Below are 24,835 nucleotides of genomic sequence, written 5' to 3' on the forward strand. Positions count from 1 at the left end.
TATTAAAGAATGGCACGAAAAAGCCCCGACAAGCGGGGCTGATCCTGGTTAGCAAGGGCACTTACCCAGTTTTCCGGCCTGGCTGGGAAAGCGGGCATCGAGGCAGTGACGGTGAAAAGCGCGTTCATCCATGGGGGCGACAGTTGGATGATGTTCGCGCATATGCTTCAGATAAGTTTGATAGTCATGAACGCCGACCATTAAACGAAAACTTTGCTGCAATCCCTGCCACAGGCGTTGCCAGCGCGTAAGATTTTGCCTAGCCATAGCGGGTGCGATTGGTAAGCACTGCTGAATCTGCCACGCTCCGGTGGGTTTTCTCCAGTGATAAATGGACTCAGACATTTCGCACCTCTTTACGCAGTGAGATCTCGGATTCATGGGTAGTCGGTACGGTGCTGTTGAGCGCCCGACGAATCACGAAGAAGGCTGAAACCAGCATGGTCACCGCCACCAGCATGAAGAAGGCACACAGGGCCGCGTTAATTTGATTGCTGAAGACGATGGTTTGCATATCAGCAACAGTTTTCGCCGGGGCGATGACGATGCCGTCATCAATGCCTTTACGGAACTTGTTGGCCTGCGCGAGGAAACCAATCGATGGCTTCTCGTGGAAAATCTTCTGCCAGCCCGCGGTCATCGAGGTAATAAACAGCCAGGCGGTCGGCACAATCGTCACCCACGCATAACGCTGCTTCTTCATTTTGAACAGCACCACGGTGCCGAGAATCAGCGCCATCGACGCCAGCATCTGGTTGCCGATACCAAACAGCGGCCACAGCGTGTTAATGCCGCCGAGCGGATCGACCACGCCCTGATAAACGAAGAACCCCCATCCCGCTACCGCAACGGTGGTTCCCGCCATGTTGCCCAGCCATGAACGGTTATTCGCCATCGATGGCACCACGGTGCCCACCAAATCCTGCACCATAAAGCGGCAGGCGCGGGTACCGGCATCCACAGCGGTGAGGATAAACAGCGCTTCAAACAGGATGGCAAAGTGATACCAGAACGCCATCATGGCGCGGCTGTTAAACACGTCGGTGATGATGTGTGCCATGCCAACCGCAAAGGTCGGTGCGCCACCGGCACGCGAAAGAATGGTACTTTCGCCAACGTCGCGCGCAATGCCGCTCAGCATCTCTGGCGTCACCACGAAACCCCAGCCGTTAATCACCTGCGACGCACTTTCCACCGTGGTACCAATCAGCGCGGCGGGTGAGTTCATGGCAAAGTAGACGCCCGGATCGAGCACCGAGGCGCAAATCAGCGCCATGATCGCCACAAAGGATTCCATCAGCATCGCGCCATAGCCGATAAAGCGGATATGACTTTCGCGCTCCACCAGTTTCGGCGTGGTGCCGCTCGACACCAGCGCATGGAAACCTGAAATGGCACCACAAGCAATAGTGATAAACAGGAACGGGAACAGCGCGCCGGAGAAGACCGGTCCGGTGCCATCAATAAATTTGGTCACCGCAGGCATCTTCATCTCGGGCATGGCAAACACGATGCCGATGGCTAAACCGATGATCACGCCGATTTTCAGGAAGGTGGAGAGATAATCGCGCGGCGCCAGCAGCAGCCACACCGGCAGCGAAGAGGCGACAAAACCGTAGATCACCAGCACCCACGTCAGCTCCGTGCCTTTCAGCGTGAACAGCGGCCCCCAATAGGGATCGGCCGCCACATTGCCGCCGTAGATAATCGCCGCCATCATCAGCACGAAGCCAATAATCGACACCTCCGCGATTTTGCCCGGACGCAGGAACCGCATATACACGCCCATAAACAGCGCAATCGGAATGGTCGCGGCAATGGTGAACAAGCCCCACGGACTGTTGGCCAGCGCTTTCACCACCACCAAGGCCAGCGCGGAGAGGATGATGATCATCACGCCCAGCGCGCCGAGCATGGTGACAACGCCAGCGAATGAACCGAGTTCCTGGCGCGCCATCTCACCGAGCGAGCGGCCGTCACGGCGCGTAGAGATAAACAGAATCAGGAAATCCTGCACCGCACCGGCAAACATCACGCCCACCAGAATCCAGATGGTGCCAGGCAGGAAGCCCATTTGCGCCGCGAGGATTGGGCCGACCAGCGGGCCCGCACCGGCAATCGCCGCAAAATGGTGACCGAACAGCACCCATTTATTGGTGGGCACATAATCAAGGCCGTCACTTAAGCGCTCCGCCGGCGTGCGACGGCGATCGTCCAGTTCGAAGATGCGCTTAGCGATAAACAGGCTGTAGAAGCGATAGGCAATGCTGTAGCAGGCGACGGAGGCAATCACCAGCCAGACTGCATTGACGTGTTCGCCACGGCTGAGGGCCAGCATGGCAAATGCGCCCGCGCCAATTAACGCCACCGCTAACCAGATGAGACTGGTTTTGACGTTGTTCATGAGTTAACTCCTTGTAGGGACCGGGAAAAGAGGCGATCGAATACAACAAGTTAAAAGTAATGTAATGAATTGTTAACGACAGGCAGAGGCGTTAGAAATGTGAAGCGGAATGCAAATTTAGCATTTGCTAAAGCGGGCGGAGAGAAATGCGGGATAACGGCTGTTATCCCGCCAGTTTTCATGCTCAGGCGGCCGGACGAGCCACCACGCTGCGGGTTTCCATACGTACTTCGGCGATGGTCACGTCGATGATGTCCGTTACACGGTAAGCAACTTCACCTTTCACCTGCACGGTGCCGCTTTCCTGCGAGCATACCAGCTCATCACGCACCGCGTGGATGAACGGTGCAGGAATAAAGGCCACCGCGCCATTCTCCAGCAGGCGCACGCGCATGCCGCCGCGAGAAACGTCGATGATCTCGGCACTGAACTTGCGATCGGTGCCAGCAAACGGCGCAAGGAAGCGTGCGTACAGCCAGTCACCGACATCGCGCTCGGCCATGCGGTTGAGGCGACGACGTTCGCTCATGATGGTTGTCAGCTCATCCTGCGGACGAGCGGTGCTTTCGCCGCGCACAATCGCTTTCAGCAAGCGATGGTTGATCATGTCGCCAAACTTACGAATCGGCGAAGTCCAGGTCGCGTAGGCGTCGAGGCCCAGACCAAAGTGCGGGCCCGGTTCGGTGCCGACTTCGGCAAACGACTGGAAGCGACGAATGCGGCTGTCGAGATACTGGGTTGGCTGCGCATCAAGTTCACGACGCAGCTGGCGGAAGCCTTCCAGCGTCGTAATCGCCTGCGGATCCACGGTGATGCCATGACCCGCCAGCACGCCAGCGGCCTGCTCAGCGTTGGCCAGATCGAAACCGGTGTGCAGGTTGTAGATACCGAAGCCCAGCTTCTCCTGCAGCACTTTCGCGGCACAGACGTTAGCCAGAATCATCGACTCTTCAACAATACGGTTAGCGATGCGGCGTGGCTCAGAGATGATATCCAGTACTTCGCCTTTCTCGCCCAACACAAAGCGGTAGTCCGGACGATCTTTAAACACCAGCGCGTGAGTTTGACGCCATTCGCTGCGCGCCAGGCAAACCTGGTGCAGCAGGCGAATCTGCTGGGCGATGGCGTCGTTCTCTGGCTGCCAGCTGCCGCTGTTTTCCAGCCAATCAGAAACCTGGTCATAAACCAGTTTGGCTTTTGACTCGATCCACGCGGCAAAGAAATGCACGTCATCCGCCAGGCTGCCATCTTTCAATACGGTGACGCGGCACGCCAGCGCTGGGCGACGTTCGTTCGGACGCAGAGAACAGACGTCGTCAGAGAGTTCGCGCGGCAACATCGGGATGTTAAAGCCCGGCAGATAGTTGGTGAACGCGCGTTTCGATGCCAGTTTATCCAGCTCGCTGCCTTCCGCCACGTAAGCGGTTGGATCGGCGATGGCGATGGTAAGGATCAGATTGCCGTCGGCGGCTTCTTCCACGTGTAGCGCATCATCCATATCCTGGGTGCTGGCGCTGTCGATGGTGACGAAGTTCAGCGCGGTCAAGTCTTCACGCTGCAGATTTTCATCAAGCATCTCACCAAAACCGACGTCCGGAGCCTGACGTTCGAGGTTGTGGCGCGACAAGGTTACCCACCACGGCGCGAGGTGATCGTCCGCAGTGACAATGAATTCGGTCAATTCGGCATAAAAACCGCGATCGCCTTTCAGCGGGTGACGACGCATCTCTGCCACCGCCCAATCGCCGGTCTGGAAATCGTGGGTCACGCCACGTTCGGCGCGGCACTGAATCGCATCTTTCAGCAGCGGATGATCCGGCACAATCGACAGGCGATCGTCTTTCTTCTGCACGCGGCCGACAAAGCGGGTCAGGAACGGCTCAACCAGGGTTTCCGGCTCGGCACTCTCGCGGTCTTTATCGGTGTGGATCACGGCAGAAATACGGTCGCCGTGCATCACTTTCTTCATCTGCGGTGGCGGAATGAAGTAGCTTTTCTGGGCATCAACTTCGAGGAAGCCAAAGCCTTTTTCCGTACCTTTAACAACACCTTCGACGCGCGGAGTCTGCGCGTGAAGCTTCTCTTTAAGCTGCGCGAGCAGCGGATTATCCTGGAACATAATTTATATAGTTTCGTGGCCTAAGAGCGGCTGACAGTTTTACGCGAATCGGGTCCGCGCGGCAAGGCCAAAACAGGCTAAAAAGCCGCTTTACGCGGCTTTTTACCTTCTGATAACGCTTTGGTCAGGCGATGCGTTGTGAGGCTACGGCGGCGGTTAATGCCAGCTTCACCGGCACCGATTTTGAGGTCGGCGTGCCGCTGCCGTCGCCAAAGCTGGAGAGCGGCACCAGCGGGTTAGTTTCCGGATAATAAGCCGCGAGGTTACCGCGCGGAATGTTATACGGCACCAGTTTGAAACCGCTGACGCGGCGGGTTAAACCGTCATTCCACAGCGTTTCAATATCCACCAGCTGGCCTTCAGCGAAGCCCAGCGACGCCATATCATCCGGATGGATAAACACCACTTCACGCTGACCGTACACGCCGCGATAACGGTCATCGAGGCCGTAAATCGTGGTGTTGTACTGATCGTGTGAACGCAGGGTTTGCAGCGTAAACGGCACCGCGACATCACCTAACTGCGGGAATAGCGAAGTCGGCAGGGCGGCGGCGCTGAACTCGGCACGTTTACTTGGGGTATTGAAGCGCAGCTCGGCGGCAGCGCTACCGAGGTAAAAGCCGCCCGGAATGTCGCATTTGTTATTGAAATCAGCAAAGCCAGGAATGGTGGCGGCGATGTGATCGCGAATCAGATCGTAATTGCCTGCCATCGCCAGCCAGTCGATTTTATCGCTGCCTAAGGTCGCATGGGCGATGCCGGCGACAATCGCGGTTTCAGAACGCTGCGTTTCCGCTAAGGGAATGCCAACGCCTTCTGAGGCGTGCACCATGCTGAACGAGTCTTCCACGGTGATGTACTGATTGCCGCTGGCCTGGCGATCGCGTTCGGTACGGCCCAGCGTTGGCAGAATCAGCCCTTCGTGGCCCGGCACCAAATGGCTGCGATTGAGTTTGGTGCTGATGTGCACGGTTAAACCGCAATGCTGCAACGCTTCTTCGGTGACCGGTGAATCCGGTGCGGCCGCCGCAAGGTTGCCGCCCAGCGCAATCAGCACTTTCACTTCGTCACGCAGCATCGCGTTCAGCGCTTCCACGGTATTGTGACCGTGCTCGCGCGGCGGCTCAAAATCAAAGTGCGCGCCGAGGGCATCGAGGAACGGCTTGCCCGGTTTCTCATCGATGCCCATGGTGCGGTTGCCCTGCACATTACTGTGGCCGCGTACCGGACACAGGCCTGCGCCTTTCTTGCCCAACTGACCAAACAGCAGCTGCAGGTTGGTGATCTCGCGGACGGTATCCACCGAATGTTTATGCTGCGTGATGCCCATCGCCCAGGTAACAATCACGCGTTCAGCACTTTGATAAATCGCCGCCGCTTCACGGATCTGCACTTCGCTCAAACCGGATTGGCGCACGATATCGTCCCAGCGGGTGTTATCCACTGCAGCAAGATAGTCTTCTACACCATACGTATTCGCATCAATAAACGCCTGATCGAAAATGCCTTTCTCACCGGCCGCCAAACGTGCACGCTGTAGCTCGAGCAGGGCTTTTACCATGCCGCGCACCGCCGCCATATCGCCGCCCAGATTAGGCTGGTAATAGGCAGAACTAATGGTGCCCGCCATCGATGTGACCACTTCTAACGGCTTTTGCGGATCGGCAAAGCGCTCAAGGCCGCGTTCGCGTAATGTGTTAAAGGTGACGATCTTCGCACCGTGATCGGCGGCGTGACGCAGGCTGTGCAGCATGCGCGGATGGTTGGTGCCCGGATTCTGACCCAGCACGAAAATCGCGTCGGCGTGATCAAAATCGTCCAGACGAATGGTGCCTTTACCGACGCCGATGCTGCGCTTCAGGCCGGTACCGCTGGCTTCATGGCACATGTTGGAGCAGTCAGGGAAGTTGTTGGTGCCCATCACGCGGCCAAACAGCTGATAAAGCCAGGAGGCTTCGTTGCTGGCGCGCCCGGAGGTGTAAAGCTCCATTTGATTTGGATGATCCATCGCCTGCAGGTGGCGAGCAATCAAGGCGAGCGCATCGTCCCAGCTGATTGGTTCGTAGTGGTCGGTGGCGCTGTTGTAGCGCATTGGATGGGTTAAGCGTCCCTGATACTCAAGGAAGTAATCGCTCTGCTGATAAAGGGTGCTGACGCTGTGCTGGGCAAAAAATTCCGGCTCAACCACACGACGCGTGGCTTCCCACGTCACCGCTTTCGCCCCGTTTTCACAGAAGCTAAAGGTGCTTTTGTTGTCATCGCCCCATGCGCAACCCGGGCAGTCGAAACCGCGCGCTTTGTTCATGCGCATCAGGTTACGCATGTTTTTCAGGGCTGCTTTACTATCAAGGACGAAACGGGTGGTGGCTTCTAATGAACCCCAGCCGCCCGCAGCAGCGCGATAGGGTTGAATCTTACGTTTAAATTTCATAGTTGCAGGCTTATTTGTTTATGAGTTGTTATCAGAATATGTCTTCTGTTAGCGGGAAGTGTGCGACTCTCCTTAAAAGTTGTCTAATTGATTGGTTTAATGGTGCGATAGGCGGCGTTTATCGCGGATCGGGCGTAAAGCGTGACCTAAGTCAAACTTTCCCGGCTGATAAAGGGCGGCGGTTACGTGCTGCTGGGATAACTGACTAATAATTGCTCTTTCCTTTCTGAAAAGGGCACGCGCATGAAGAATCTGGCAAGCCAAATTCACGCCTTCGGTAAAGCCTTAATGATGCCAATCTCGGTGATCGCTGCCGCAGGGATCTTTCTTGGCCTGGCCGCCGCAATGCAAAACCCGGCGATTACCGGCGATGCCTTCGCCAACCTACAAATGCCACAACTGATCATCGGATTTATTCGCAAAGTGGCGGGCGCGCTGTTCGCCAATCTGCCGCTGTTCTTTGCGGTGGCCAGCGCCATCGGGCTGGCGAAAGCGGAGAAACCCACCGCCGCCTTTGCCGCTGTGATTGGCTATATCGCCATGAACGTCGGTATCAGTTCCACGCTGGCCTCGAAAGGATTGACGGCCGCGACCACCACGCCAGAAGCGCTACAGAAAGCGGGCATGGACCAAACTGCAGCAATGATGACGTCCGCCGAATACATCGACATGCTCGGCATCTTTACCTACAACATGAGCGTGCTGGGCGGCGTGATTGCCGGATTGATTACCGTGGTGCTGCATAACCGCTTCTACACCCAGCAACTGCCCACAGCGATCAGCTTCTTTGGCGGACGTCGCTTTGTGCCGATCGTTACCGTGGTGGTGCTGCCGCTGGTGGGCGTGCTGCTGGCGTTGATTTGGCCGACCATCGGCGCAGGCATCGCGTGGGTTGGCCTGCTGATTGGTAAAAGCGGGCAATACGGCGCCTTTCTGCTCGGCACCAGCGAACGCTTATTGATTCCCACCGGTTTACATCACATTCTCAACGAAACCGTGCGCTTCACGCCGATTGGCGGCATGGCAACGGTGGATGGGCAAAGTATTGTCGGCGCGCTCAACATCTTCAACACCTCACTGACGCATCCCGGCGCCATCCCGAACGATACGGTGCGCGGCGCCACCCAGTTCCTCGCGCAGGGCAAAATTCCGGTCATGATGTTTGGCTTACCTGCCGCCGCGCTGGCGATCTATCACACCGCGCGTCCCGAACATAAGCAGCGCGTCAAAGCGCTGGTGCTGGCTGGTGCGCTGACCTCCTTTACCACCGGCATCACCGAACCGCTGGAGTTCTGTTTCATCTTCGTTTCTCCGGTGCTGTATATCCTGCATGCGCTGTTAACCGGCCTGTCATTTATGTTGATGTCGATGCTGCATTTGATGATTGGCAACGTGCAGGGCGGCGCAATCGATCTGGTGGTGTTCGGCATTCTCGGCGGCAGTAAAACGCACTGGTGGTGGACGATTGTCCTCGGGGTGATTTATGTGCCGGTTTACTACTACGGTTTCCGCTTTGTCATTACGCGAATGCGGGTAGAAACGCCGGGTCGCGAATCCGATGAGGAGCACAAACCGGAACAAGTTGCGGCGGATGAGCGCACCAAAGTGATCATCAGCGGGCTGGGCGGCGAAGCCAATATAGAGGACGTCGATTGCTGCTTCACGCGGCTGCGCGTGCGGGTTAAACAGATGAATGAAGTGGTTGATCAAACGTTACTCACTACCGGCGCGAACGGCATTAATCGCGTCAGCGAACACGATGTGCAGGTGATTTACGGCCCGCAGGTCGAAAAGATCGCTAACGACGTAAAAAGTGCCTTGGGCGTGGCGTAACGCAATGGCCGCTGCGCGTGGATTCAGCGCAGCGGCAACCGCCATGATACACTGCCGTTTTCCAGCCAATTCTGCTTTCCATGGACATCAAACAATTAATCTACCTGACTAATCTTGAGCGCGAACGCCATTTTGGCCGTGCGGCAGAAGTCAGCTTTGTCAGCCAGCCGACGCTATCGATGCGCCTGAAAAACCTTGAGCGCGAATTAGGGCTGTCGCTGATCAACCGCAGTAACAATTTCGATGGTTTTACGCCGGAAGGCGAGCGCGTGCTGACCTGGGCGCGGGAAATTGTCTCGGTATATCAGGGATTGAAGCTGGAAGTGGAGTCGCTCAAACATGGCGTCAACGGCACCTTGCGGCTTGGCGTCATGCCGCAATGCAGCGTGGCGCTGCCTGCGTTGTTGAAAGCAGTGGAAGCGCGTTATCCGCAGCTCGACTATCGCGTTGCTGCAATGAGCGCCGATCAGCTACTGGAAGCGCTCAACAGTCACACCGTCGATGGCGGCATCGGCTTCTTTGAACTGACGTCGCTGCGCGAGCTGCATTTCCAGACTGCGCTGTTAAAAGATCCGGGCGTCGAAGCGCTGTTCAATCCGGCGCATTTCCCGGCGCTGCTGGAGCAAGAGAGCATCTCACTCACCACGCTTGCCAGCCAGCCACTGTGTCTGGCGGAACCGACGCGCTATTTTCGTCGTTATCTTGATGGGCAACTGCGTGAAACCGGCTTGATACCGCGCGTGATTGTTGAGAGTGCGTCGATCATGCAACTGCTGCAGAGTGCGCAGGTTGGACTCGGCGTGATGGTGTCGCCGTGCGGACATCTGTTGCCGGAGCTGATGCAGAATCTGGCGCGGCGGCCGATTGAAATGGCGCCGATGGGCAGGCAGGCGGCGTTAGTGGTTGCCGAGCCGGGCAGAGCATCGCCGCTGGCTCAGCATTTCTTTGATGAAGCGCGGCGGCATCTGCCCGATTAACGGGTTTCGCCAAGCGCCATCAGCACGCGGTCCTGCCAGTTGGCAAAGGCTACCGCTTGTAACAAGGTGAAGATACGTTCCGTGCCCCAGCCCGCGTTAAGCAACGGCTGCAAATGCGCAGCGCTGAAGCGGTCGGGCAGGCGAGTGAGCTGGGCACTGAGTGAAATCACCGGCGATGCTGCGCCAGCGCTTTCGACATCCTGCTCCAGCGCGGCACGCCACTCATCAGAAACACGATCAAACTGACGTCGACAACCCAGCACCCGTGCGCTGACCACCTGCGCCAGCGCTTCATCCTCGGCAAAATGTTCACTCAGCCGCTGCTTCAGGGTGGCGAAGCCATACAGCGCTTGCGCATCGTGCACCAGCAGCCAAATGGCATCATCCAATCCCTCAATGCCCTGACAGAAGGTGACCGCCGCCAGCTGATCGGCGCTGGCGTAGCGCAGTTCAACCGGTTTTAGCGCGTGCTGCCAGCCGTCATTGCGGGTAAACAGATCTGCGCTGGCATCCGGCGGCGGTGAAACGCCCGGAATCCAGCGCACCGGCAAGCCCATCATCGCCTGCAGCGCGGCCACCACGCGTGACTGATAGCTGACATATCCCACCAGTTGATTCAGCGTGACAATATCCGGCTCGGTTAAGCCCACCGCGTCCAGCGCGCTGATGCTGTGGGCGGTGATCAGTTCCGGCTTCATCGCCAGCTGGCGCGCATATTGGGTGATTTGCGTCAGACGATTATTACTTTCGCGTGACGAGTCCGGACCAGGCAACGGATTGAGCCGGGCGGAGTAGTGATTGCACAGGCGCTGCACGCCGGCGACTTGCGCTACCGTCAGCGCGGTGCTGAGGCGATCGTACAGCGTTAAGGTGTGGGTCAAACTGGTAGCAAGCGTATCGGGAAACAGAATCTGGCTGAGATCGCGCGCGGCCAATAACGCAGGCTGAAAACGCGACAGCAGCGGCTGTAACGCCGTCGCTTCCTGTTGCAAACCGAGTAAGAAACGATCGTCGATATAGGCGGCTTCGGGCACCAGCGGCGCAGTGGCGGTGCTATTCGGGCGAGTCTGGCTTTCATAAAACCAGTGGTCATGGCCGGGAGAACGGCGTTGTTCCATGGTCATTCCTTGCGCTAAAAACGGACTTGCTGCATAGCGTGCGAATCTGAAAAGCAGGCATGCAACAAAGGGCTAGCTTATCGTCGCTGAACGGCTGCCCACGGCAAAAGAATGATGGGGAATAATTAATAGCTTACGAGTATAAGGGGGGATTTTTTTGCAGAAGAGGTCGCCATGAATGGCGACCCTGGGTAAATCTTATTTCAGTTCCAGCTCGTTCATTGCGGCAATGCTGAAGCCGCCATCAACGTGTACCACTTCACCGGTGATACCACCCGCCAGATCGGAGCACAGGAATGCCGCTGAGTTACCCACGTCTTCGATGGTAACGGTACGACGAATCGGGGTAACCGCTTCGCAGTGTGCCAGCATCTTGCGGAAATCTTTGATGCCTGATGCAGCCAGCGTACGGATTGGACCAGCAGAAACGGCGTTAACACGCGTGCCTTCTGGACCCATTGCGTTCGCCATGTAGCGTACGTTGGCTTCCAGAGAGGCTTTCGCCAGCCCCATCACGTTGTAGTTCGGGATAGCGCGCTCTGCACCCAGGTAAGACAAGGTCAGCAGGGCAGAATTCGGGTTCAGCATCGCACGGCACTCTTTCGCCATCGCCACAAAGCTGTACGCGCTGATGTCGTGAGCGATTTTGAAGCCTTCACGGGTAACGGCATTCACGTAGTCGCCATCCAGCTGATCGCCAGGTGCGAAACCGATGGAGTGAACGAAACCGTCAAATTTCGGCCAGGTTTTTGCCAGTTCGGTGAACAGCGCAGTGATGCTCTCGTCTTCAGCCACATCGCATGGCAGAACAATGTCTGAACCCAGATCTTTAGCAAACTCTTCCACACGACTTTTCAGTTTGTCGTTCTGGTAGGTGAAAGCCAGTTCTGCGCCCTGTTTGTGCATCGCCTGCGCAATACCGTAGGCGATTGAGAGTTTACTGGCAACGCCAGTAATCAGAATGCGCTTACCGGAAAGAAAACCCATAGCTGTAATCCTTTTGGTCATTGTTGTTGGCGGTCGCGATGGTTGAAAAGTAGGCGACCGACGTTAATCTCGTGCGAAGTCTAGCACGTCTGTATAAATGCGGTAAATCGCACCGCGTTTTCCGCGCCTTAACGCTCGCGGCGCCAGGCTTCGGCGGTTAAGGCTTCACCAAAGTGGCTGGTGATCAGGCGTTTGGTGAGATCGTGCAGCGGCGAGGCCAGGACATCGGCGGTGCCGCCGCGCTCAACCACTTCGCCCTGATGCATCACCAGCACCTGATCGCTGATGTGCTTCATCATGCCGAGATGCTGCGTCACATAAATATAAGCGATGCCGTGTTTCTCCTGCAGTTCCAGCATCAGGTTCACCAGCTGCGAACGCATGGTCATATCCAGCGAGGCGAGGGCTTCATCGGCGACGATCACCTTTGGCTGCAGAATCAGCGCACGCGCCAGCGCCAGACGCTGCTTTTGGCCGGGCGCCAGCATATGCGGATAGTAACCGGCGTGATCGCGCAGCAAACCGACCTGACGCAGCGTGGCAATAATGCGTTTTTCGCGCGCCTCATCATCCAGCTCGGTATTCAGGCGCAGCGGGAAATCGAGAATCTGGCTGATGCGCTGACGCGGATTGAGCGAGGTGGAAGGATCCTGAAAAATCATGCGAATGCGCTGGCTGCGGTAGCCGTAATCGCCGTACTCCAGCGGGTGATCGTCAATCAGCATTTCGCCTTCACTCGGCTCGACCATGCCGCTGAGCATTTTCGCCAGTGTCGATTTCCCCGAACCGTTTTCACCAATCACCGCCAGCGTCTGTTTCTCACGCAGGGTAAAACTGACGCCTTTCACCGCCTCAACGTGCTGACGACGGAACAGGCCGGTGCGATAGCGGTAGGTTTTACTCAGGTTGCGCACTTCCAGCAGCGTTTCCATGTTTACTGGCTCTCCATATTTAGCGGGAAGTGGCAGGCAAACAGATGCGCTTTATTGCCGGTCAGGCGCGGCGTTTCGATGCACTTACGCTGCGCATACGGGCAGCGCGGCCCCAAACGACAGCCAATTGGCAGATGTTCCAGCGACGGAATCGCGCCAGACAGCGTGTTCAGGCGGCTTTTGTGCGGCAGCGCGCTACCGAAATCGGGCATCGCACGGATCAGCGCCTGAGTGTAAGGATGATGCGGCGATTCCATCAACTCTTCGCTTTGCGCGCTCTCCACCGTCTGGCCGCAGTACATCACATTGATGCGGTCGGCCCAGTGGCTCATGGTGCGCAGATCGTGGCTGATCAGCAAAATGGTGGTGTTGTTATTCTGGTTAAGGCGGCTCAGCAGGCGGAAAATCTGCGCCTGCGTGGTCGGCTCCATCGCATTGGTCGGTTCATCGGCAATCAGCAAACGCGGCTGATTGGCCAGCGCGATGGCGATCATCACTTTCTGGCATTCGCCGTCGGTGAGTTCGTACGGGAAACTGCGCATGATGTCTTTATGATCTTTGATACCGACGCGGTGCAGCAGCTCAATGGCGCGCACTTTGCGCCAGAACCACAGGCGTTTAAACCAGCGACCTTTATGCGTCCAGCGCGGAATCGCCTGCATCAACTGGCGGCCGATACTTTCCGACGGATCAAGACAGGATTGCGGCTCCTGGAAAATCATCGACACGTTATGACCAACAATCCGACGGCGTTCGCGCGGTGACAGGCGCAGCAGATCGATATCATCAAACACCATGCGATCGGCGGTGACGCGCCAGTTATCTTTGGTGACGCCGCAAATCGCTTTAGCGATCAGGCTTTTGCCAGAACCTGATTCACCCACTAAACCACGGATTTCGCCTTCGGTCAGCGTCAGGTTGATGCGGTCGACCGCTTTGACTGGACCGTCAGCGGTCATAAATTCAATGGTCAGGTTACGGATATCCAGTAGCGGCATTATTCAACTCCCGCTTCTACAGCGCGACGAATGCCGTCGCCCAGCAGGTTAACGATCAACACGCTGACCATCAGCGCTACGCCCGGCAGCATCACCGTCCAGGGCGCAACGTAGATCAGCTCCAACGCGTCACCGAGCATCGCCCCCCATTCGGGTGACGGCAGCTGCGCGCCAAGATCGAGGAAACCGAGTGCGGCGATGTCGAGAATCGCCATCGACAGCGAGCGGGTAAATTCGCTCACCAGCAGCGGCAGCACGTTGGGCAGCACCGCATTCCACAAGATATTCAGGTTGCGCGCGCCATCAAGACGCAGCGCCACCACATACTCTTTTTCCATCTCATCATGCACGGCAGTATAGATCTCGCGCACCAAACGTGGGATCAGCGCGAGAAACACTGCCAGCATCGCGTGTTCGAGGCGCGGGCCGAGAAACGCCACCACGATAATCGCCAGCAGCAGCGAGGGAATCGACAGCAAGGTATCCAGCACGTGATTCATCACCGCTGAGCGCACGCCGTGCGTGATACCGGCAAACACGCCAAGCACCAGCGCGCAAATCGCCGCCAGCACCGTCACCAGAATCGCTGAGCCCACTGTCGGCGCTACGCCGCTCAGCATGCGGCTCAGCACATCGCGACCTAAATCATCGGTGCCAAGGAAGAAGGAGACATCGCCATAGCGCGACCACGACGGCGGCAGCAGTTGATAACCGAGGAATTGCTGATCGATGCCATACGGCGCCAGCAGGCCGCCAAACAGGCACAGGAACAGCAGCAGGCCAAAGCCGTACAAACCGACCATGCCGCTGGTATCACGATATAAACGCTGCCAGCTGCGACGCAGCGTGCTAGGCAGCCGCTTCTCGTCGTAGACATTATCTAAGGGCATACCATTCCTTATGTTTCAGCGGGTTAAGTGCCGCGCCTAAAATATCGGATAACACGCTGACCAGAATCACCAGTCCGCCCACCACCATCACGCCAGCGGAAATCGCCGCGTAATCCTGCTGGCGAATGGCATTAATCAGCCAGCGGCCGATTCCCGGCCAGTTGAATACCACTTCGGTAATCATCGCCAACGTCAGCATGGTGGAAAATTGCAGGCCAAGGCGCGGAATCACCGGCGGCAGCGCGTTATGTAACACGTGGCGACGGATCACCGTGAAGCGTGATAGCCCGCGCGTGGCGGCGGCTTTAACGTAGTTCTTGTCCATCACATCGCTGGTGCTGCTGCGCAGTAAGCGGATCATCTCGGTGGCGGGCGCAACCGCCAACACCACCACCGGCAGAATCATGTGCGTCAAGGCACTGATCAGCATTTCATGCCGCCACGGCGATGGGCTTAGCCAGGCATCAATCAGCGCAAAGCCGGTAATGTTTTGCACCGGATAGAGCAGGTCGAAACGCCCGGAAACCGGCAACCAGCCGAGCGTTAATGAGAAGAACAGCGTAAACAGCAGCGCCAGCCAGAATACCGGCATTGAGAAGCCGAGCAGCGCCAGCGCGCTGATGGCTTTATCCTGCCATTTTTTGCGCATCACGCCGGCGCAGATTCCCAGCGGGATGCCCACCAGCAGCGCCAGAATAAATGCCATCACGCACAGCTCCAGCGTGGCAGGGAACACTTCGCGCAGCTGAAGATCAATCGGCTGGCCGTTGGTGCTGGAGACGCCGAAATCAAACTGCAGTAAGCCCTTAAACCAGAACCACCACGCATCAAACAGCGAAGCACCTTCGAGCGGGGCGTTTGGCGTGAAGTAGCTCAGGCTAAAGCTCACCAGCGACAGCAAAAACAGGGTGATCAGCAGCAGCACCACGCGACGCAGAATATAGATAATCATGCTTATTCCTCGCTGCTCTCATCGCGGTAAACGCCGGCGAACGAGGCGTTACCAAACGGGCTCAACACCAGACCTTTGATGTCATGCCGATAGGCCTGCAAACGCAGCGATGAGGCCAGCGGCAACACCGGCAGCTCTTGCGCCAAAATTTGCTGCGCTTTGTCGTAGCTATCAATGCGTGCCGACAGCTGCTGGGACAGCAGCGCGTGCTGCAACGCCTCATCAAAGGCGGGCGAGCACCAGTGTGCATAATTGGTCTGCGAACGGATCGCCGCGCAGCTTAACAGCGGACGGAAGAAACTGTCGGGATCGTTACTGTCGGTTGCCCAGCCGGTAAGCGTGAGATCGTGATTCATCTCCATTAACTGCGCTTCCTGGAAGCGGCCTTCCACCGGCGCGATGGTGACGCGCACGCCAATCTGCGCCAAATCCGCCTGCAACAGCTCGGCGGTTTTCAGTGGGCTGGGATTCCACGACTGCGAGGAAGAGGGCACCACTAAACGTAAATGCAGATCTTCCAGCCCCAGCGCTTTCAACTCTTCACGCGCTCTGGCCGGATTGTATTCGGTGACGCGCGCATCGTTGTCATAAGCCCAGGATGCACGCGGCAGAATCGAGGCGGCAGTTTCGGCGGTGCCGTAATAGATCGACTCCATCAGGCGTTCGTTATTGATCGCCAGCGCCAGCGCGTGGCGCACTTCCGGGCGATCGAGCGGCGGCTTGCGGGTGTTAAACGCCAGATAGGCGATGTTCATGCCGGGGCGCAGCGTCATGCGCAGACGCGGATCGTCGCGCAAAATGCTCAGTTGGCTGGCGGCGGGATAGGCCAGTACATCGCATTCGCCGGTGAGCAGTTTGGACAAACGTCCGGTGCCGCCGACGCCCAAATCAATTACCACCTGCTGCAAACGCGGCACGCCTTTCCAGTACTGTGGATTGCGCGCCAGGCGCAGATATTGTCCGGTGCGGTATTCGCTCAGTTGGAACGGACCAGTGCCGACCGGTTCGCGATCCAGCTGTTCCTGCTGGCCTTTGGCGCTGAGATTATTGGCGTACTCCTGCGACAAAATCGGCGCGTAATGCGTCGCGATATGCCACAGGAAGGAGGCGTCCGGGCTGTTGAGGCGGATTTCAACCGTATCACTATCGAGCTTTTTCACGCTCTGCACGGAATCGGCAAACTGCAGGCTATCAAAATAGGGATAGCTGCCGCCGTTGACGTTGTGCCACGGATGCTTGCGATCAAACATGCGCGCAAAGCTGAACACCACATCGTCGGCGTTCATTTTACGCGTCGGTTTAAACCAGTTGGTGTGCTGGAAGGCGACATCTTTGCGCAGGTGGAAACGGTAGGTTGCGCCGTTATCCCGCACCTCCCAACTCTGAGCGAGGTCGGGGATTAACCGATAAGTATAAGGATCCACGTCCAGCAGCCGGTCATACAGCTGCGCCGCCAGCGTATCAACGACTAAGCCGCTGCTGACCATTTGTGGGTTGAAGGTATTAACCGTGCCGTTAACGCAATAGACAAAGCCGCTGTTGCGGATGTTGTCCGTTGGCGCGGCCCACGCTGACGCGCTCATCATGCTGAGACCAAGCAGCAGAGAGGGGAATAATTTTGGCATAGAACTCAACGATTCTGAGGCAATAGCGTGAGTGTATCTTAAACGTCACGTACTCCCCAAATTCGCGACGCTTCTGCTGTGTTTTTCGCCAAGATGGCGATGGGGTAATCACAATCTCTGTGTGGAAATGAGAAAAATTCTCAATTAGTGGTTTACAGATGATAATAAGAATGATTATTATTCTTCTGCACTTCGACGGTGGCTCTACCGAAGAAGAGCACGACATTGCTCACATTGCTTCCAGTATTAGTTGCCCGCGTCTCGCGGGCTTTTTTTTTGTGACGTTTTTCCCGTCATCTTTTACGCTGCTGCTGCGTTGGCTGCGCACGCTAACCCCGGTCACATACTGATGTATGCTCCCGGGGATTATCGCACTTGCCGCCTTGCATCAGCGCAAAAGCTTTTGGGAAAAGCGCCACACACTTGTGCGATAAAACGTAGGGGCGCCATTTATGGCGACCGGGTTAATCCTCGTCGCGGGCCTGAATCCCGTGCTTCTTCATCATGGCGCGCAACTGGTGGTACGTCACACGCAACAACTCTGCGGCGCGGCGCTGGTTGTATTTGGCTTGCTGCAAACTCGCTTCAACGAGTTCGCGTTCCTGCTGGTTTTGCCACTGACGTAAATCCAGCGGCAGGGAAGGCAAAGCAGAGGTTTCGGGTGAAGCGACAACGTTGGCGTGCGGCGTGCGGGGCGCGAACGGATTAATGATGATGTTATCCAGCTCCTCGTCGGCGCTGTGGTGGCGATAGACCGAACGCTCAACCACGTTTTTCAGCTCGCGCACGTTGCCGGGCCAGCTGTGATTCAGTAGCGCCAACTGGGCGCGATCGCTGAAGCCAGGGAACAGCGGCAAGCCTAGCTCGCGGCACATTTGAATCGCGAAATGGTTGGCCATCACCAGGATGTCGCTGCGGCGTTCACGCAGCGGCGGCAGCTGCACCACATCAAAGGCGAGGCGATCGAGCAGGTCGGCGCGGAATTTTCCGGCGGCGGCCAGCGCGGGCAGATCTTCATTGGTGGCGCATACGAGGCGCACATTGACCTGCAAAGATTGATTGCCGCCCACGCGCTCCAGCTGACCATATTCAATCACGCGCAGCAATTTCTCCTGCACCAGCATCGGCGCGGTGGCGAGTTCATCCAGGAATAGCGTGCCGCCATCGGCGCGCTCGAAGCGTCCCAGATGGCGTTTTTGCGCCCCGGTAAACGCGCCAGCTTCATGGCCGAACAGTTCGGAATCGAGCAGGTTTTCATTCAGCGCGGCGCAGTTCAGTGAAACAAACGGGCCTTCCCAACGGTTCGACAGATAATGCAGGCGGCTGGCGATCAGCTCTTTGCCTGTCCCGCGTTCACCAATCACCAGCACCGGTTTTTCCAGCGGCGCCAGGCGCGAAACCTGTTCCAGTACCTCCAGAAAGTTATTCGATTCGCCTAAAAGGTTGTCTGAAGTATTCGCCATGATGAAATTCGCCACTGATTAATCAATTTCACTACCTTAAGGGATGTTCTGGCGGATGTAAAATAAACAAATGGCGTAAAATCAATAAATTAAAAGTTGGCACGCGAATTGTATTAGTGAAGAGCGCCTCGCGCACCTACATACAAAATTTGAGGAACATCATTATGGGTATTTTTTCTCGTTTCGCCGACATCGTGAACGCTAACATCAACTCTCTGCTGGAGCGCGCCGAAGATCCGCAGAAACTGGTACGCCTGATGATTCAGGAAATGGAAGACACGCTGGTAGAAGTCCGTTCAACCTCAGCCCGCGCGCTGGCAGAAAAGAAACAGCTGCTGCGTCGCAGTGAGCAGGCTGAAATTCAGCAGGCTGAATGGCAGGAAAAAGCGGAGCTGGCGATCAACAAAGGTAAAGAAGATCTGGCACGTGCTGCTTTAATTGAGAAGCAGAAACTGACTGATTTGATTGCTGCGCTGCAGCAGGAATCGACCCAGGTTGAAGAGACGCTGGAGCGCATGAAAGGCGAGATTGGTGAGCTGGAGAAAAAACTCACTGAAACCCGTGCGCGTCAGCAGGCATTAACGCTGCGTCATCAGGCGGCATCGTCATCACGTGATGTGCGTCGTCAGCTCGACAGCGGCAAGATTGATGATGCGATGGCACGTTTCGAATCCTTTGAACGTCGCATCGATCACATGGAAGCAGAAGCAGAAAGCCAGCGTTTTGGTAAGCCAAAAGGTCTGGATCAGGAGTTCGCCGAGCTGAAAGCCGATGATGAAATCAGCCAGCAGCTGGCCGCGCTGAAAGCTAAGATGAATCGCCCTGAGTGATCGCCACGGGCCTGATTGCGGGCCCGAGTTAAAAATGGTGTTAGTGATTAAGGAGAGTCAATGAGCGCACTTTTTTTAGCCATACCCTTAACGATTTTCGTGCTGTTTGTCGCACCAATCTGGTTATGGCTGCATTACAGCAACAAACGCAACGGCGGCGCCGATTTATCGTCGAGTGACCTGCAGCGTTTGCAACAAATTACTCAGGATGCGCGCCGCATGCGTGAGCGTGTGGAAGCACTGGAAGCCATTTTGGATGCCGAGCATCCAAACTGGAGGCAACCATGATGAATGGCCGTAAACTGTGGCGCATTCCGCAGCAAGGCAAAGTGCGCGGCGTCTGCGCGGGTATCGCTGAGTACCTCGATATCCCGGTGCGCTTACTGCGCGTGATTGTGGTGCTGTCGCTGTTCCTTGGGCTGTTTATGTTCACCGTTGTGGCTTATTTCATTTTAGGCTACGTGCTGGATGAGAAACCCGCTAATGCGAGCAACGAACATCAACCTAGCGCCCGCGAGCTGCTGGCCGAGCTGGAAACAACGCTGCAAAGCGATGAGCGCAAGGTGCGCGAGGTTGAGCGTTACGTGACCTCAGAAACGTTCAGCGTACGCAGCCGCTTCCGCCAGATCTAAATTCCCGGGCTTTCGGGCCCGCTTCTTCTATTGTGATAAGAGGCTCTATGCAAACTCAACGTTTTACTGCTCTGCGCCGTCGCGCGACACCTGCGTTGATGTCGGCGGGGAAATTTATCATTATTAGTGCAGTAACTTACGGGCCCGGCGGTATCGCTGGCTGGGCAGTGAAATCGGTGGCGCGCCGTCCGCTGCGCCTGTTGCTGGCGGCCGCCCTGGAACCGTTGCTGAGCAAAGCGTTTAAACGCTTATCGGCACGATTCATCAGGGAGAACGATGAAAAGACTGCAAAATGAATTCGTGGCGTTGATGAACCGCGGTGTTGACCGCCATCTGCGCCTAGCTGTAACCGGTTTGAGCCGCAGCGGCAAAACCGCGTTTATCACATCGCTGGTTAACCAGCTTCTCAATGTCCACAGCGGCGCCCGTTTGCCGCTGTTTTCCGTGGTGCGCGAAGATCGCCTGCTGGGCGTTAAACGCGTACCGCAGCGCGAACTCGGCACGCCGCGCTTCACCTACGATGAAGGTCTGACGCAGCTGTACGGCACGCCGCCAATGTGGCCGACGCCGACGCGTGGCGTAAGCGAAATGCGTCTGGCGCTGCGCTATCGTCCGGATGAATCGCTGCTGCGCCATTTCAAAGATACCGCCACGCTCTACCTCGAAATCGTCGATTATCCCGGCGAATGGCTGCTGGATCTGCCGATGCTGGCGCAGGATTATCTCAGCTGGTCACGTCAGATGGTGGGCTTGCTGCAGGGCGATCGCGCCGAGTGGTCAGCGCAATGGCGTAGCTTGTGCGCCGATCTCGATCCTTTTGCGCCCGCCGATGAAAATCGTCTGGCAGCGATTGCTGCGGCCTGGACCGATTACCTGCACCAATGCAAAAGTGAAGGCTTGCACTTTATCCAGCCGGGCCGCTTTGTGTTGCCAGGCGATATGGCTGGCGCGCCGGCGCTGCAGTTCTTCCCGTGGCCACAGGTCGACGAGATGCAGGTTAGCAAGCTGGCGCAAGCGCCAGCGGGCAGCAACTTCGCCATGCTGCAGCAGCGTTTCAACTATTACTGCCAGCACGTGGTGAAAGGATTCTATAAAAATCATTTCCTGCGCTTCGATCGCCAAATCGTGCTGGTCGATTGTCTGCAACCACTGAACAGCGGTCCGCAAGCGTTCAACGATATGCGCCTCGCGTTGACGCAACTGATGCAGAGTTTCCATTACGGTCAGCGCACGCTGTTCCGCCGCCTGTTTTCTCCGGTCATCGATAAGCTGTTGTTTGCTGCCACTAAGGCCGATCATGTGACTTCCGATCAGCATGCCAATATGGTGTCGCTGTTGCAGCAGTTGGTGCAGGACGCGTGGCAGAACGCGGCGTTTGAAGGCATCAACATGGATTGCCTCGGTTTGGCCTCGGTGCAGGCCACGGAAAGCGGGCTGGTGGATCATCGCGGCGAGAAGTTACCGGCGTTACGCGGTCATCGTTTAGCCGATAACGAAGCGCTGACGTTCTATCCCGGCGAAGTGCCGCCGCGCTTGCCGGGCCACAATTTCTGGCAACAGCAGGGATTTCAGTTTGAACAGTTCCGGCCGCAGCAGCTGGATGTTGATCGTCCGCTGCCGCACATTCGCATGGATGCCGCACTGGAATTTTTACTGGGAGATAAATTGCGATGAGCGACGAAACACCTTTAAAAGGACGCATTGATTTTGCCCGTCCGCTGACGGTAGAAGCGGAAAAACCACTGCGCGCCGCGCAAACCTTTAGCGCGGACAGTGAGAAGGCCTTTCTCGCCACGGCAGAAACCGAACCGCTGGAAGAGGGCGAAGGCGAAAAAGTGGTGGAAGCCGCGCTGCGGCCAAAACGCAGCCTGTGGCGCAAAATGGTGGGTGTTGGCCTGGCTATTTTCGGCGTCAGCGTGGTGGCGCAGGGCGCGCAGACGCTGCACGATGCATGGATGGTGCGCGACTGGTTTACCCTCGGCACTGGCGTGGCCGGCACATTGATTGTCGCTGCGGGCGCAGGCGCGCTGATTGGCGAATGGCGGCGTTTATATCGTCTGCGTCAGCGGGCTGAAGAGCGCGATATTGGCCGCGAAATGCTGCACAGCCACGGCGTGGGAAAAGGTCGCGCGTTCTGTGAAAAGCTGGCGCAGCAGGCTCAGCTCGATCAGGCGCATCTTGCACTGCAGCGCTGGCATGCGGCGCTGCATGAAACTCACAACGATCGTGAAATCGTCACCTTGTATGCCCAACTGGTGCAGCCGGTACTGGATCGTCAGGCACGCCGTGAAATCAGCCGTCACGCCGCCGAATCGACGCTGATGATTGCCGTCAGCCCGCTGGCTTTGGTGGACATGGCGTTTATAGCCTGGCGCAATCTGCGGCTGGTGAATCGCATTGCCGCGATTTATGGCATTGAGCTGGGCTACTTTAGCCGCATCCGCTTGTTCCGCTTAGTGCTGCTCAACATGGCGTTTGCCGGCGCTTCCGAACTGGTGCGTGAAGTCGGGATGGATTGGATGTCGCAGGATCTTGCCGCGCGCCTGTCAACCCGCGCTGCGCAAGGGATCGGTGCCGGTTTGCTCACCGCGCGTCTCGGCATTAAAGCGATGGAATTGTGTCGTCCATTACCGTGGCTGGAAGATGATAAGCCGCGTCTCGGTGATTTCCGTCGCGAGTTAATCGGTCAGCTGAAAGAATCCCTGGTAAAAAATGGGGATAAAGCAGGGCAGGCTGCTAAATAATCAGCACTTGCTTACCTTTCACGCTGCAACAGGCGTGAAAGGTAAAATTATCTGTGCTACCACGCATATTCGGCGGGATTTTTGTTGGTCGCTCCGCTACACTTCCCTTTATCACCAGCCTCTGGCTGTCAACTTTTCCTGACAGGCCTCTTCTGAGGCGCTGCAAGTTAGCGTATTATCACTAAAATCAAAACCTGACTAAGGCTCATCGCAATGCGTTTGGAAGTTTTCTGCCAGGACCGAATCGGTCTGGCGCGCGAGTTGCTCGACCTGCTGGTTGCCCGCAATATCGACCTGCGCGGCATCGAAATTGCGCCACTCGGTCGCATTTATCTCAATTTCACCGCGCTGGAGTTTGAACCCTTCAGCAATCTGATGGCGGAAATCCGCCGTACACCTGGCGTGACAGATGTGCGTACCGTTTCGTTTATGCCCTCTGAACGCGAGCATCGTGCATTGAGCGCGCTGCTGGTGGCGATGCCGGAACCGGTATTATCCATCGATCTGAAATGCAAGGTCGAGTTGGCCAATCCGGCGGCACAAAATCTGTTTACCCTTGATGAACAGAAGCTGCGCAACCAAAACGTTGGCACTTTAATCACCGGCTTTAATTTCCAGCGCTGGCTGGAGAATGAACGCGTTGACGCGCAGGCGCAGCATGTGGTGATTCAGGGGCGCGATTTCCTGATGGAAGCGCGACCGATTTATCTGGCTGAAGAAGAGGGCCAGAGCGATCTGCCGGTTGGCGCGATGATCACTCTGAAATCGACGGCGCGAATGGGCCGACAGCTGCAGAATCTCACCGTCACCGATGATTCGGAGTTTGATCACATCGTGGCGGTTACGCCAAAAATGCGTCAGGTGATCGATCAGGCGCGCAAGCTGGCCATGCACGACGCGCCGCTGTTGATTGTCGGCGATACCGGCACCGGGAAAGATATGCTGGCGCGCGCCTGTCATTTACGCAGCGCACGCGGCAAAAAACCGTTCCTGGCGCTGAACTGCGCCTCACTGCCGGATGATGTGGCCGAAAGCGAGCTGTTTGGTCACGCTGCCGGTGCTTACCCCAATGCGCTGGAAGGCAAAAAAGGCTTCTTCGAGCAGGCTAACGGCGGCTCGGTACTGCTGGATGAGATTGGCGAAATGTCGCCACGTATGCAGACCAAACTGCTGCGCTTCCTCAACGACGGCACGTTCCGCCGCGTGGGTGAAGAGCATGAAGTGCACGTTGATGTGCGTGTGATCTGCGCCACGCAGAAGAATTTGATTGAGCTGGTACAGCGCGGTGAGTTCCGTGAGGATCTGTTTTATCGCCTGAATGTGCTGACGCTCAATCTTCCGCCGCTGCGTGAACGTCCGCTGGATATTCTGCCGCTGACCGAAATGTTTGTCGCTCGTTTCGCCGACGAGCAAGGCTTGCCGCGTCCGCGTCTTTCATCTCAGCTGACGCCGTTCCTGACGCGCTACAACTGGCCGGGTAACGTGCGCCAGCTGAAGAATGCGCTGTACCGTGCGCTGACGCAGCTGGAAGGTTATGAGCTTGGACCACAAGATATTGTGTTGCCAGAGCAGGCGCTGGATGTGTCATTGGGCGAAGAGGCGATGGAAGGTTCTTTGGATGACATCACCAGCCGCTTCGAACGTTCAGTGCTGACGCGTCTTTATCTCTCTTATCCCAGCACGCGCAAACTGGCGAAACGCCTCGGTGTTTCGCATACCGCCATTGCCAATAAGCTGCGCGAATATGGGTTAGGGCAGAAGCGTAACGACAGCGAATAAAGCTCGCACATCCTGTAGGGTCGCCATTCATGGCGACCTGGCTCGCAAAAGTGCATCAACCTTGGCAAGCAGATGTCTTTGTCATTGGTCGCCATGAATAGCGACCCTACGTTTATTTAGC

Annotated in this window: 22 protein-coding genes; 10 read left to right on the forward strand and 12 right to left on the reverse strand. The window is 56.8% G+C overall.

Going from position 1 to position 24,835, the window contains the following annotated elements; translation table 11 throughout:
• Positions 1-48 precede the first annotated feature (48 nt).
• The 4 genes from PanJK_RS06180 to PanJK_RS06195 all read right to left on the reverse strand — a co-directional run bounded on the left by PanJK_RS06180 (position 49) and on the right by PanJK_RS06195 (position 6,954).
• Positions 49-345, reverse strand: coding sequence for a YbdD/YjiX family protein (locus PanJK_RS06180; protein WP_265298071.1), 297 nt, complete (start codon positions 343-345; stop codon positions 49-51).
• Complete coding sequence (locus PanJK_RS06185) at positions 338-2,404, reverse strand: carbon starvation CstA family protein (protein WP_256696547.1); 2,067 nt, start codon at positions 2,402-2,404, stop codon at positions 338-340. The genes PanJK_RS06180 and PanJK_RS06185 overlap by 8 nt, the downstream gene beginning before the upstream one ends.
• A gap of 184 nt (positions 2,405-2,588) precedes the next feature.
• Positions 2,589-4,523, reverse strand: a complete 1,935-nt coding sequence (locus PanJK_RS06190; protein ID WP_256696546.1) for an exoribonuclease II — start codon at positions 4,521-4,523, stop codon at positions 2,589-2,591.
• Between the two features lie 124 nt (positions 4,524-4,647).
• Positions 4,648-6,954, reverse strand: a complete 2,307-nt coding sequence (locus PanJK_RS06195) for an FdhF/YdeP family oxidoreductase (protein ID WP_265298073.1) — start codon at positions 6,952-6,954, stop codon at positions 4,648-4,650.
• A 243-nt stretch (positions 6,955-7,197) separates the two neighbouring features.
• On the opposite strand from PanJK_RS06195, the gene PanJK_RS06200 reads away from it, so the two are divergent.
• Together PanJK_RS06200 and PanJK_RS06205 are read left to right on the forward strand one after the other, a co-directional pair.
• The gene (locus PanJK_RS06200) at positions 7,198-8,787 is read left to right on the forward strand and encodes a PTS transporter subunit EIIC (protein ID WP_265298075.1); all 1,590 of its coding nucleotides are present in this window, start codon (positions 7,198-7,200) and stop codon (positions 8,785-8,787) included.
• Positions 8,788-8,867: 80 nt separating this feature from the next.
• Positions 8,868-9,764, forward strand: coding sequence for a LysR family transcriptional regulator (locus tag PanJK_RS06205; RefSeq protein ID WP_256696543.1), 897 nt, complete (start codon positions 8,868-8,870; stop codon positions 9,762-9,764).
• On the opposite strand, the gene PanJK_RS06210 is transcribed toward PanJK_RS06205, so the two are convergent.
• The 7 genes from PanJK_RS06210 to sapA form a co-directional block, all read right to left on the reverse strand.
• Positions 9,761-10,882 (reverse strand): CMD domain-containing protein, encoded by a 1,122-nt coding sequence (locus PanJK_RS06210; RefSeq protein ID WP_265298077.1) that lies wholly within the window; start codon positions 10,880-10,882, stop codon positions 9,761-9,763. The genes PanJK_RS06205 and PanJK_RS06210 overlap by 4 nt on opposite strands.
• Positions 10,883-11,080: 198 nt before the next feature.
• On the reverse strand, positions 11,081-11,869 hold the full coding sequence (gene fabI, locus PanJK_RS06215) for an enoyl-ACP reductase FabI (RefSeq protein ID WP_007892455.1): 789 nt from the start codon (positions 11,867-11,869) through the stop codon (positions 11,081-11,083).
• A 128-nt stretch (positions 11,870-11,997) separates the two neighbouring features.
• The gene (sapF, locus tag PanJK_RS06220) at positions 11,998-12,801 is read right to left on the reverse strand and encodes a putrescine export ABC transporter ATP-binding protein SapF (RefSeq protein ID WP_008106485.1); all 804 of its coding nucleotides are present in this window, start codon (positions 12,799-12,801) and stop codon (positions 11,998-12,000) included.
• 2 nt (positions 12,802-12,803) lie between these two features.
• Positions 12,804-13,799, reverse strand: coding sequence for a putrescine export ABC transporter ATP-binding protein SapD (gene sapD, locus PanJK_RS06225; protein ID WP_258143398.1), 996 nt, complete (start codon positions 13,797-13,799; stop codon positions 12,804-12,806).
• Positions 13,799-14,689 (reverse strand): putrescine export ABC transporter permease SapC, encoded by an 891-nt coding sequence (gene sapC / locus PanJK_RS06230; RefSeq protein ID WP_265298089.1) that lies wholly within the window; start codon positions 14,687-14,689, stop codon positions 13,799-13,801. The genes sapD and sapC overlap by 1 nt, the downstream gene beginning before the upstream one ends.
• On the reverse strand, positions 14,676-15,641 hold the full coding sequence (gene sapB / locus PanJK_RS06235; protein WP_256696539.1) for a putrescine export ABC transporter permease SapB: 966 nt from the start codon (positions 15,639-15,641) through the stop codon (positions 14,676-14,678). The genes sapC and sapB overlap by 14 nt, the downstream gene beginning before the upstream one ends.
• A 2-nt stretch (positions 15,642-15,643) precedes the next feature.
• A complete protein-coding gene (gene sapA / locus PanJK_RS06240) occupies positions 15,644-17,266 on the reverse strand; it encodes an ABC transporter substrate-binding protein SapA (protein WP_265298091.1) in 1,623 nt (540 codons plus the stop codon).
• A 170-nt stretch (positions 17,267-17,436) separates the two neighbouring features.
• Between sapA and PanJK_RS06245 the strand changes: the two genes are divergently transcribed.
• A complete protein-coding gene (locus PanJK_RS06245; RefSeq protein ID WP_265298093.1) occupies positions 17,437-17,616 on the forward strand; it encodes a hypothetical protein in 180 nt (59 codons plus the stop codon).
• Positions 17,617-17,730: 114 nt separating this feature from the next.
• Here the strand turns inward: PanJK_RS06245 and pspF are convergent, their stop codons facing one another.
• Positions 17,731-18,729: a phage shock protein operon transcriptional activator gene (gene pspF, locus PanJK_RS06250; protein ID WP_265298095.1), complete on the reverse strand. Its 999-nt coding sequence runs from the start codon at positions 18,727-18,729 to the stop codon at positions 17,731-17,733.
• A 164-nt stretch (positions 18,730-18,893) separates the two neighbouring features.
• On the opposite strand from pspF, the gene pspA reads away from it, so the two are divergent.
• The 7 genes from pspA (at position 18,894) to tyrR (ending at position 24,714) form a co-directional block, all read left to right on the forward strand.
• Positions 18,894-19,559 (forward strand): phage shock protein PspA, encoded by a 666-nt coding sequence (gene pspA / locus PanJK_RS06255; protein ID WP_256696536.1) that lies wholly within the window; start codon positions 18,894-18,896, stop codon positions 19,557-19,559.
• 60 nt (positions 19,560-19,619) lie between these two features.
• Entirely contained in the window at positions 19,620-19,847 is a 228-nt protein-coding gene (gene pspB, locus PanJK_RS06260; RefSeq protein WP_007888081.1) for an envelope stress response membrane protein PspB, read from the forward strand.
• Positions 19,844-20,191: an envelope stress response membrane protein PspC gene (gene pspC / locus PanJK_RS06265; RefSeq protein ID WP_265298102.1), complete on the forward strand. Its 348-nt coding sequence runs from the start codon at positions 19,844-19,846 to the stop codon at positions 20,189-20,191. Before pspB ends, pspC begins: the two co-directional genes overlap by 4 nt.
• A gap of 47 nt (positions 20,192-20,238) precedes the next feature.
• Positions 20,239-20,487: a phage shock protein PspD gene (pspD, locus tag PanJK_RS06270; RefSeq protein WP_007888070.1), complete on the forward strand. Its 249-nt coding sequence runs from the start codon at positions 20,239-20,241 to the stop codon at positions 20,485-20,487.
• The gene (locus PanJK_RS06275) at positions 20,468-21,865 is read left to right on the forward strand and encodes a YcjX family protein (RefSeq protein ID WP_265298104.1); all 1,398 of its coding nucleotides are present in this window, start codon (positions 20,468-20,470) and stop codon (positions 21,863-21,865) included. The genes pspD and PanJK_RS06275 overlap by 20 nt, the downstream gene beginning before the upstream one ends.
• Positions 21,862-22,935, forward strand: coding sequence for a YcjF family protein (locus PanJK_RS06280; RefSeq protein WP_265298106.1), 1,074 nt, complete (start codon positions 21,862-21,864; stop codon positions 22,933-22,935). The genes PanJK_RS06275 and PanJK_RS06280 overlap by 4 nt, the downstream gene beginning before the upstream one ends.
• Before the next feature lie 213 nt (positions 22,936-23,148).
• Positions 23,149-24,714 (forward strand): transcriptional regulator TyrR, encoded by a 1,566-nt coding sequence (gene tyrR / locus PanJK_RS06285; protein ID WP_265298108.1) that lies wholly within the window; start codon positions 23,149-23,151, stop codon positions 24,712-24,714.
• Positions 24,715-24,835 lie beyond the last annotated feature (121 nt).

Source organism: Pantoea sp. JK (assembly GCF_026130245.1).
Lineage (GTDB): Bacteria > Pseudomonadota > Gammaproteobacteria > Enterobacterales > Enterobacteriaceae > Pantoea > Pantoea trifolii.

Bases quoted from the DNA above. Each gene is read 5' to 3' on its own strand.
- PanJK_RS06180 (WP_265298071.1), bottom strand. From the start codon at position 345: ATGTCTGAGTCCATTTATCACTGGAGAAAACCCACCGGAGCGTGGCAG.
- PanJK_RS06185 (WP_256696547.1), bottom strand. From the start codon at position 2,404: ATGAACAACGTCAAAACCAGTCTCATCTGGTTAGCGGTGGCGTTAATT.
- PanJK_RS06190 (WP_256696546.1), bottom strand. From the start codon at position 4,523: ATGTTCCAGGATAATCCGCTGCTCGCGCAGCTTAAAGAGAAGCTTCAC.
- PanJK_RS06195 (WP_265298073.1), bottom strand. From the start codon at position 6,954: ATGAAATTTAAACGTAAGATTCAACCCTATCGCGCTGCTGCGGGCGGC.
- PanJK_RS06200 (WP_265298075.1), top strand. From the start codon at position 7,198: ATGAAGAATCTGGCAAGCCAAATTCACGCCTTCGGTAAAGCCTTAATG.
- PanJK_RS06205 (WP_256696543.1), top strand. From the start codon at position 8,868: ATGGACATCAAACAATTAATCTACCTGACTAATCTTGAGCGCGAACGC.
- PanJK_RS06210 (WP_265298077.1), bottom strand. From the start codon at position 10,882: ATGGAACAACGCCGTTCTCCCGGCCATGACCACTGGTTTTATGAAAGC.
- fabI (WP_007892455.1), bottom strand. From the start codon at position 11,869: ATGGGTTTTCTTTCCGGTAAGCGCATTCTGATTACTGGCGTTGCCAGT.
- sapF (WP_008106485.1), bottom strand. From the start codon at position 12,801: ATGGAAACGCTGCTGGAAGTGCGCAACCTGAGTAAAACCTACCGCTAT.
- sapD (WP_258143398.1), bottom strand. From the start codon at position 13,799: ATGCCGCTACTGGATATCCGTAACCTGACCATTGAATTTATGACCGCT.
- sapC (WP_265298089.1), bottom strand. From the start codon at position 14,689: ATGCCCTTAGATAATGTCTACGACGAGAAGCGGCTGCCTAGCACGCTG.
- sapB (WP_256696539.1), bottom strand. From the start codon at position 15,641: ATGATTATCTATATTCTGCGTCGCGTGGTGCTGCTGCTGATCACCCTG.
- sapA (WP_265298091.1), bottom strand. From the start codon at position 17,266: ATGCCAAAATTATTCCCCTCTCTGCTGCTTGGTCTCAGCATGATGAGC.
- PanJK_RS06245 (WP_265298093.1), top strand. From the start codon at position 17,437: ATGATTATTATTCTTCTGCACTTCGACGGTGGCTCTACCGAAGAAGAG.
- pspF (WP_265298095.1), bottom strand. From the start codon at position 18,729: ATGGCGAATACTTCAGACAACCTTTTAGGCGAATCGAATAACTTTCTG.
- pspA (WP_256696536.1), top strand. From the start codon at position 18,894: ATGGGTATTTTTTCTCGTTTCGCCGACATCGTGAACGCTAACATCAAC.
- pspB (WP_007888081.1), top strand. From the start codon at position 19,620: ATGAGCGCACTTTTTTTAGCCATACCCTTAACGATTTTCGTGCTGTTT.
- pspC (WP_265298102.1), top strand. From the start codon at position 19,844: ATGATGAATGGCCGTAAACTGTGGCGCATTCCGCAGCAAGGCAAAGTG.
- pspD (WP_007888070.1), top strand. From the start codon at position 20,239: ATGCAAACTCAACGTTTTACTGCTCTGCGCCGTCGCGCGACACCTGCG.
- PanJK_RS06275 (WP_265298104.1), top strand. From the start codon at position 20,468: ATGAAAAGACTGCAAAATGAATTCGTGGCGTTGATGAACCGCGGTGTT.
- PanJK_RS06280 (WP_265298106.1), top strand. From the start codon at position 21,862: ATGAGCGACGAAACACCTTTAAAAGGACGCATTGATTTTGCCCGTCCG.
- tyrR (WP_265298108.1), top strand. From the start codon at position 23,149: ATGCGTTTGGAAGTTTTCTGCCAGGACCGAATCGGTCTGGCGCGCGAG.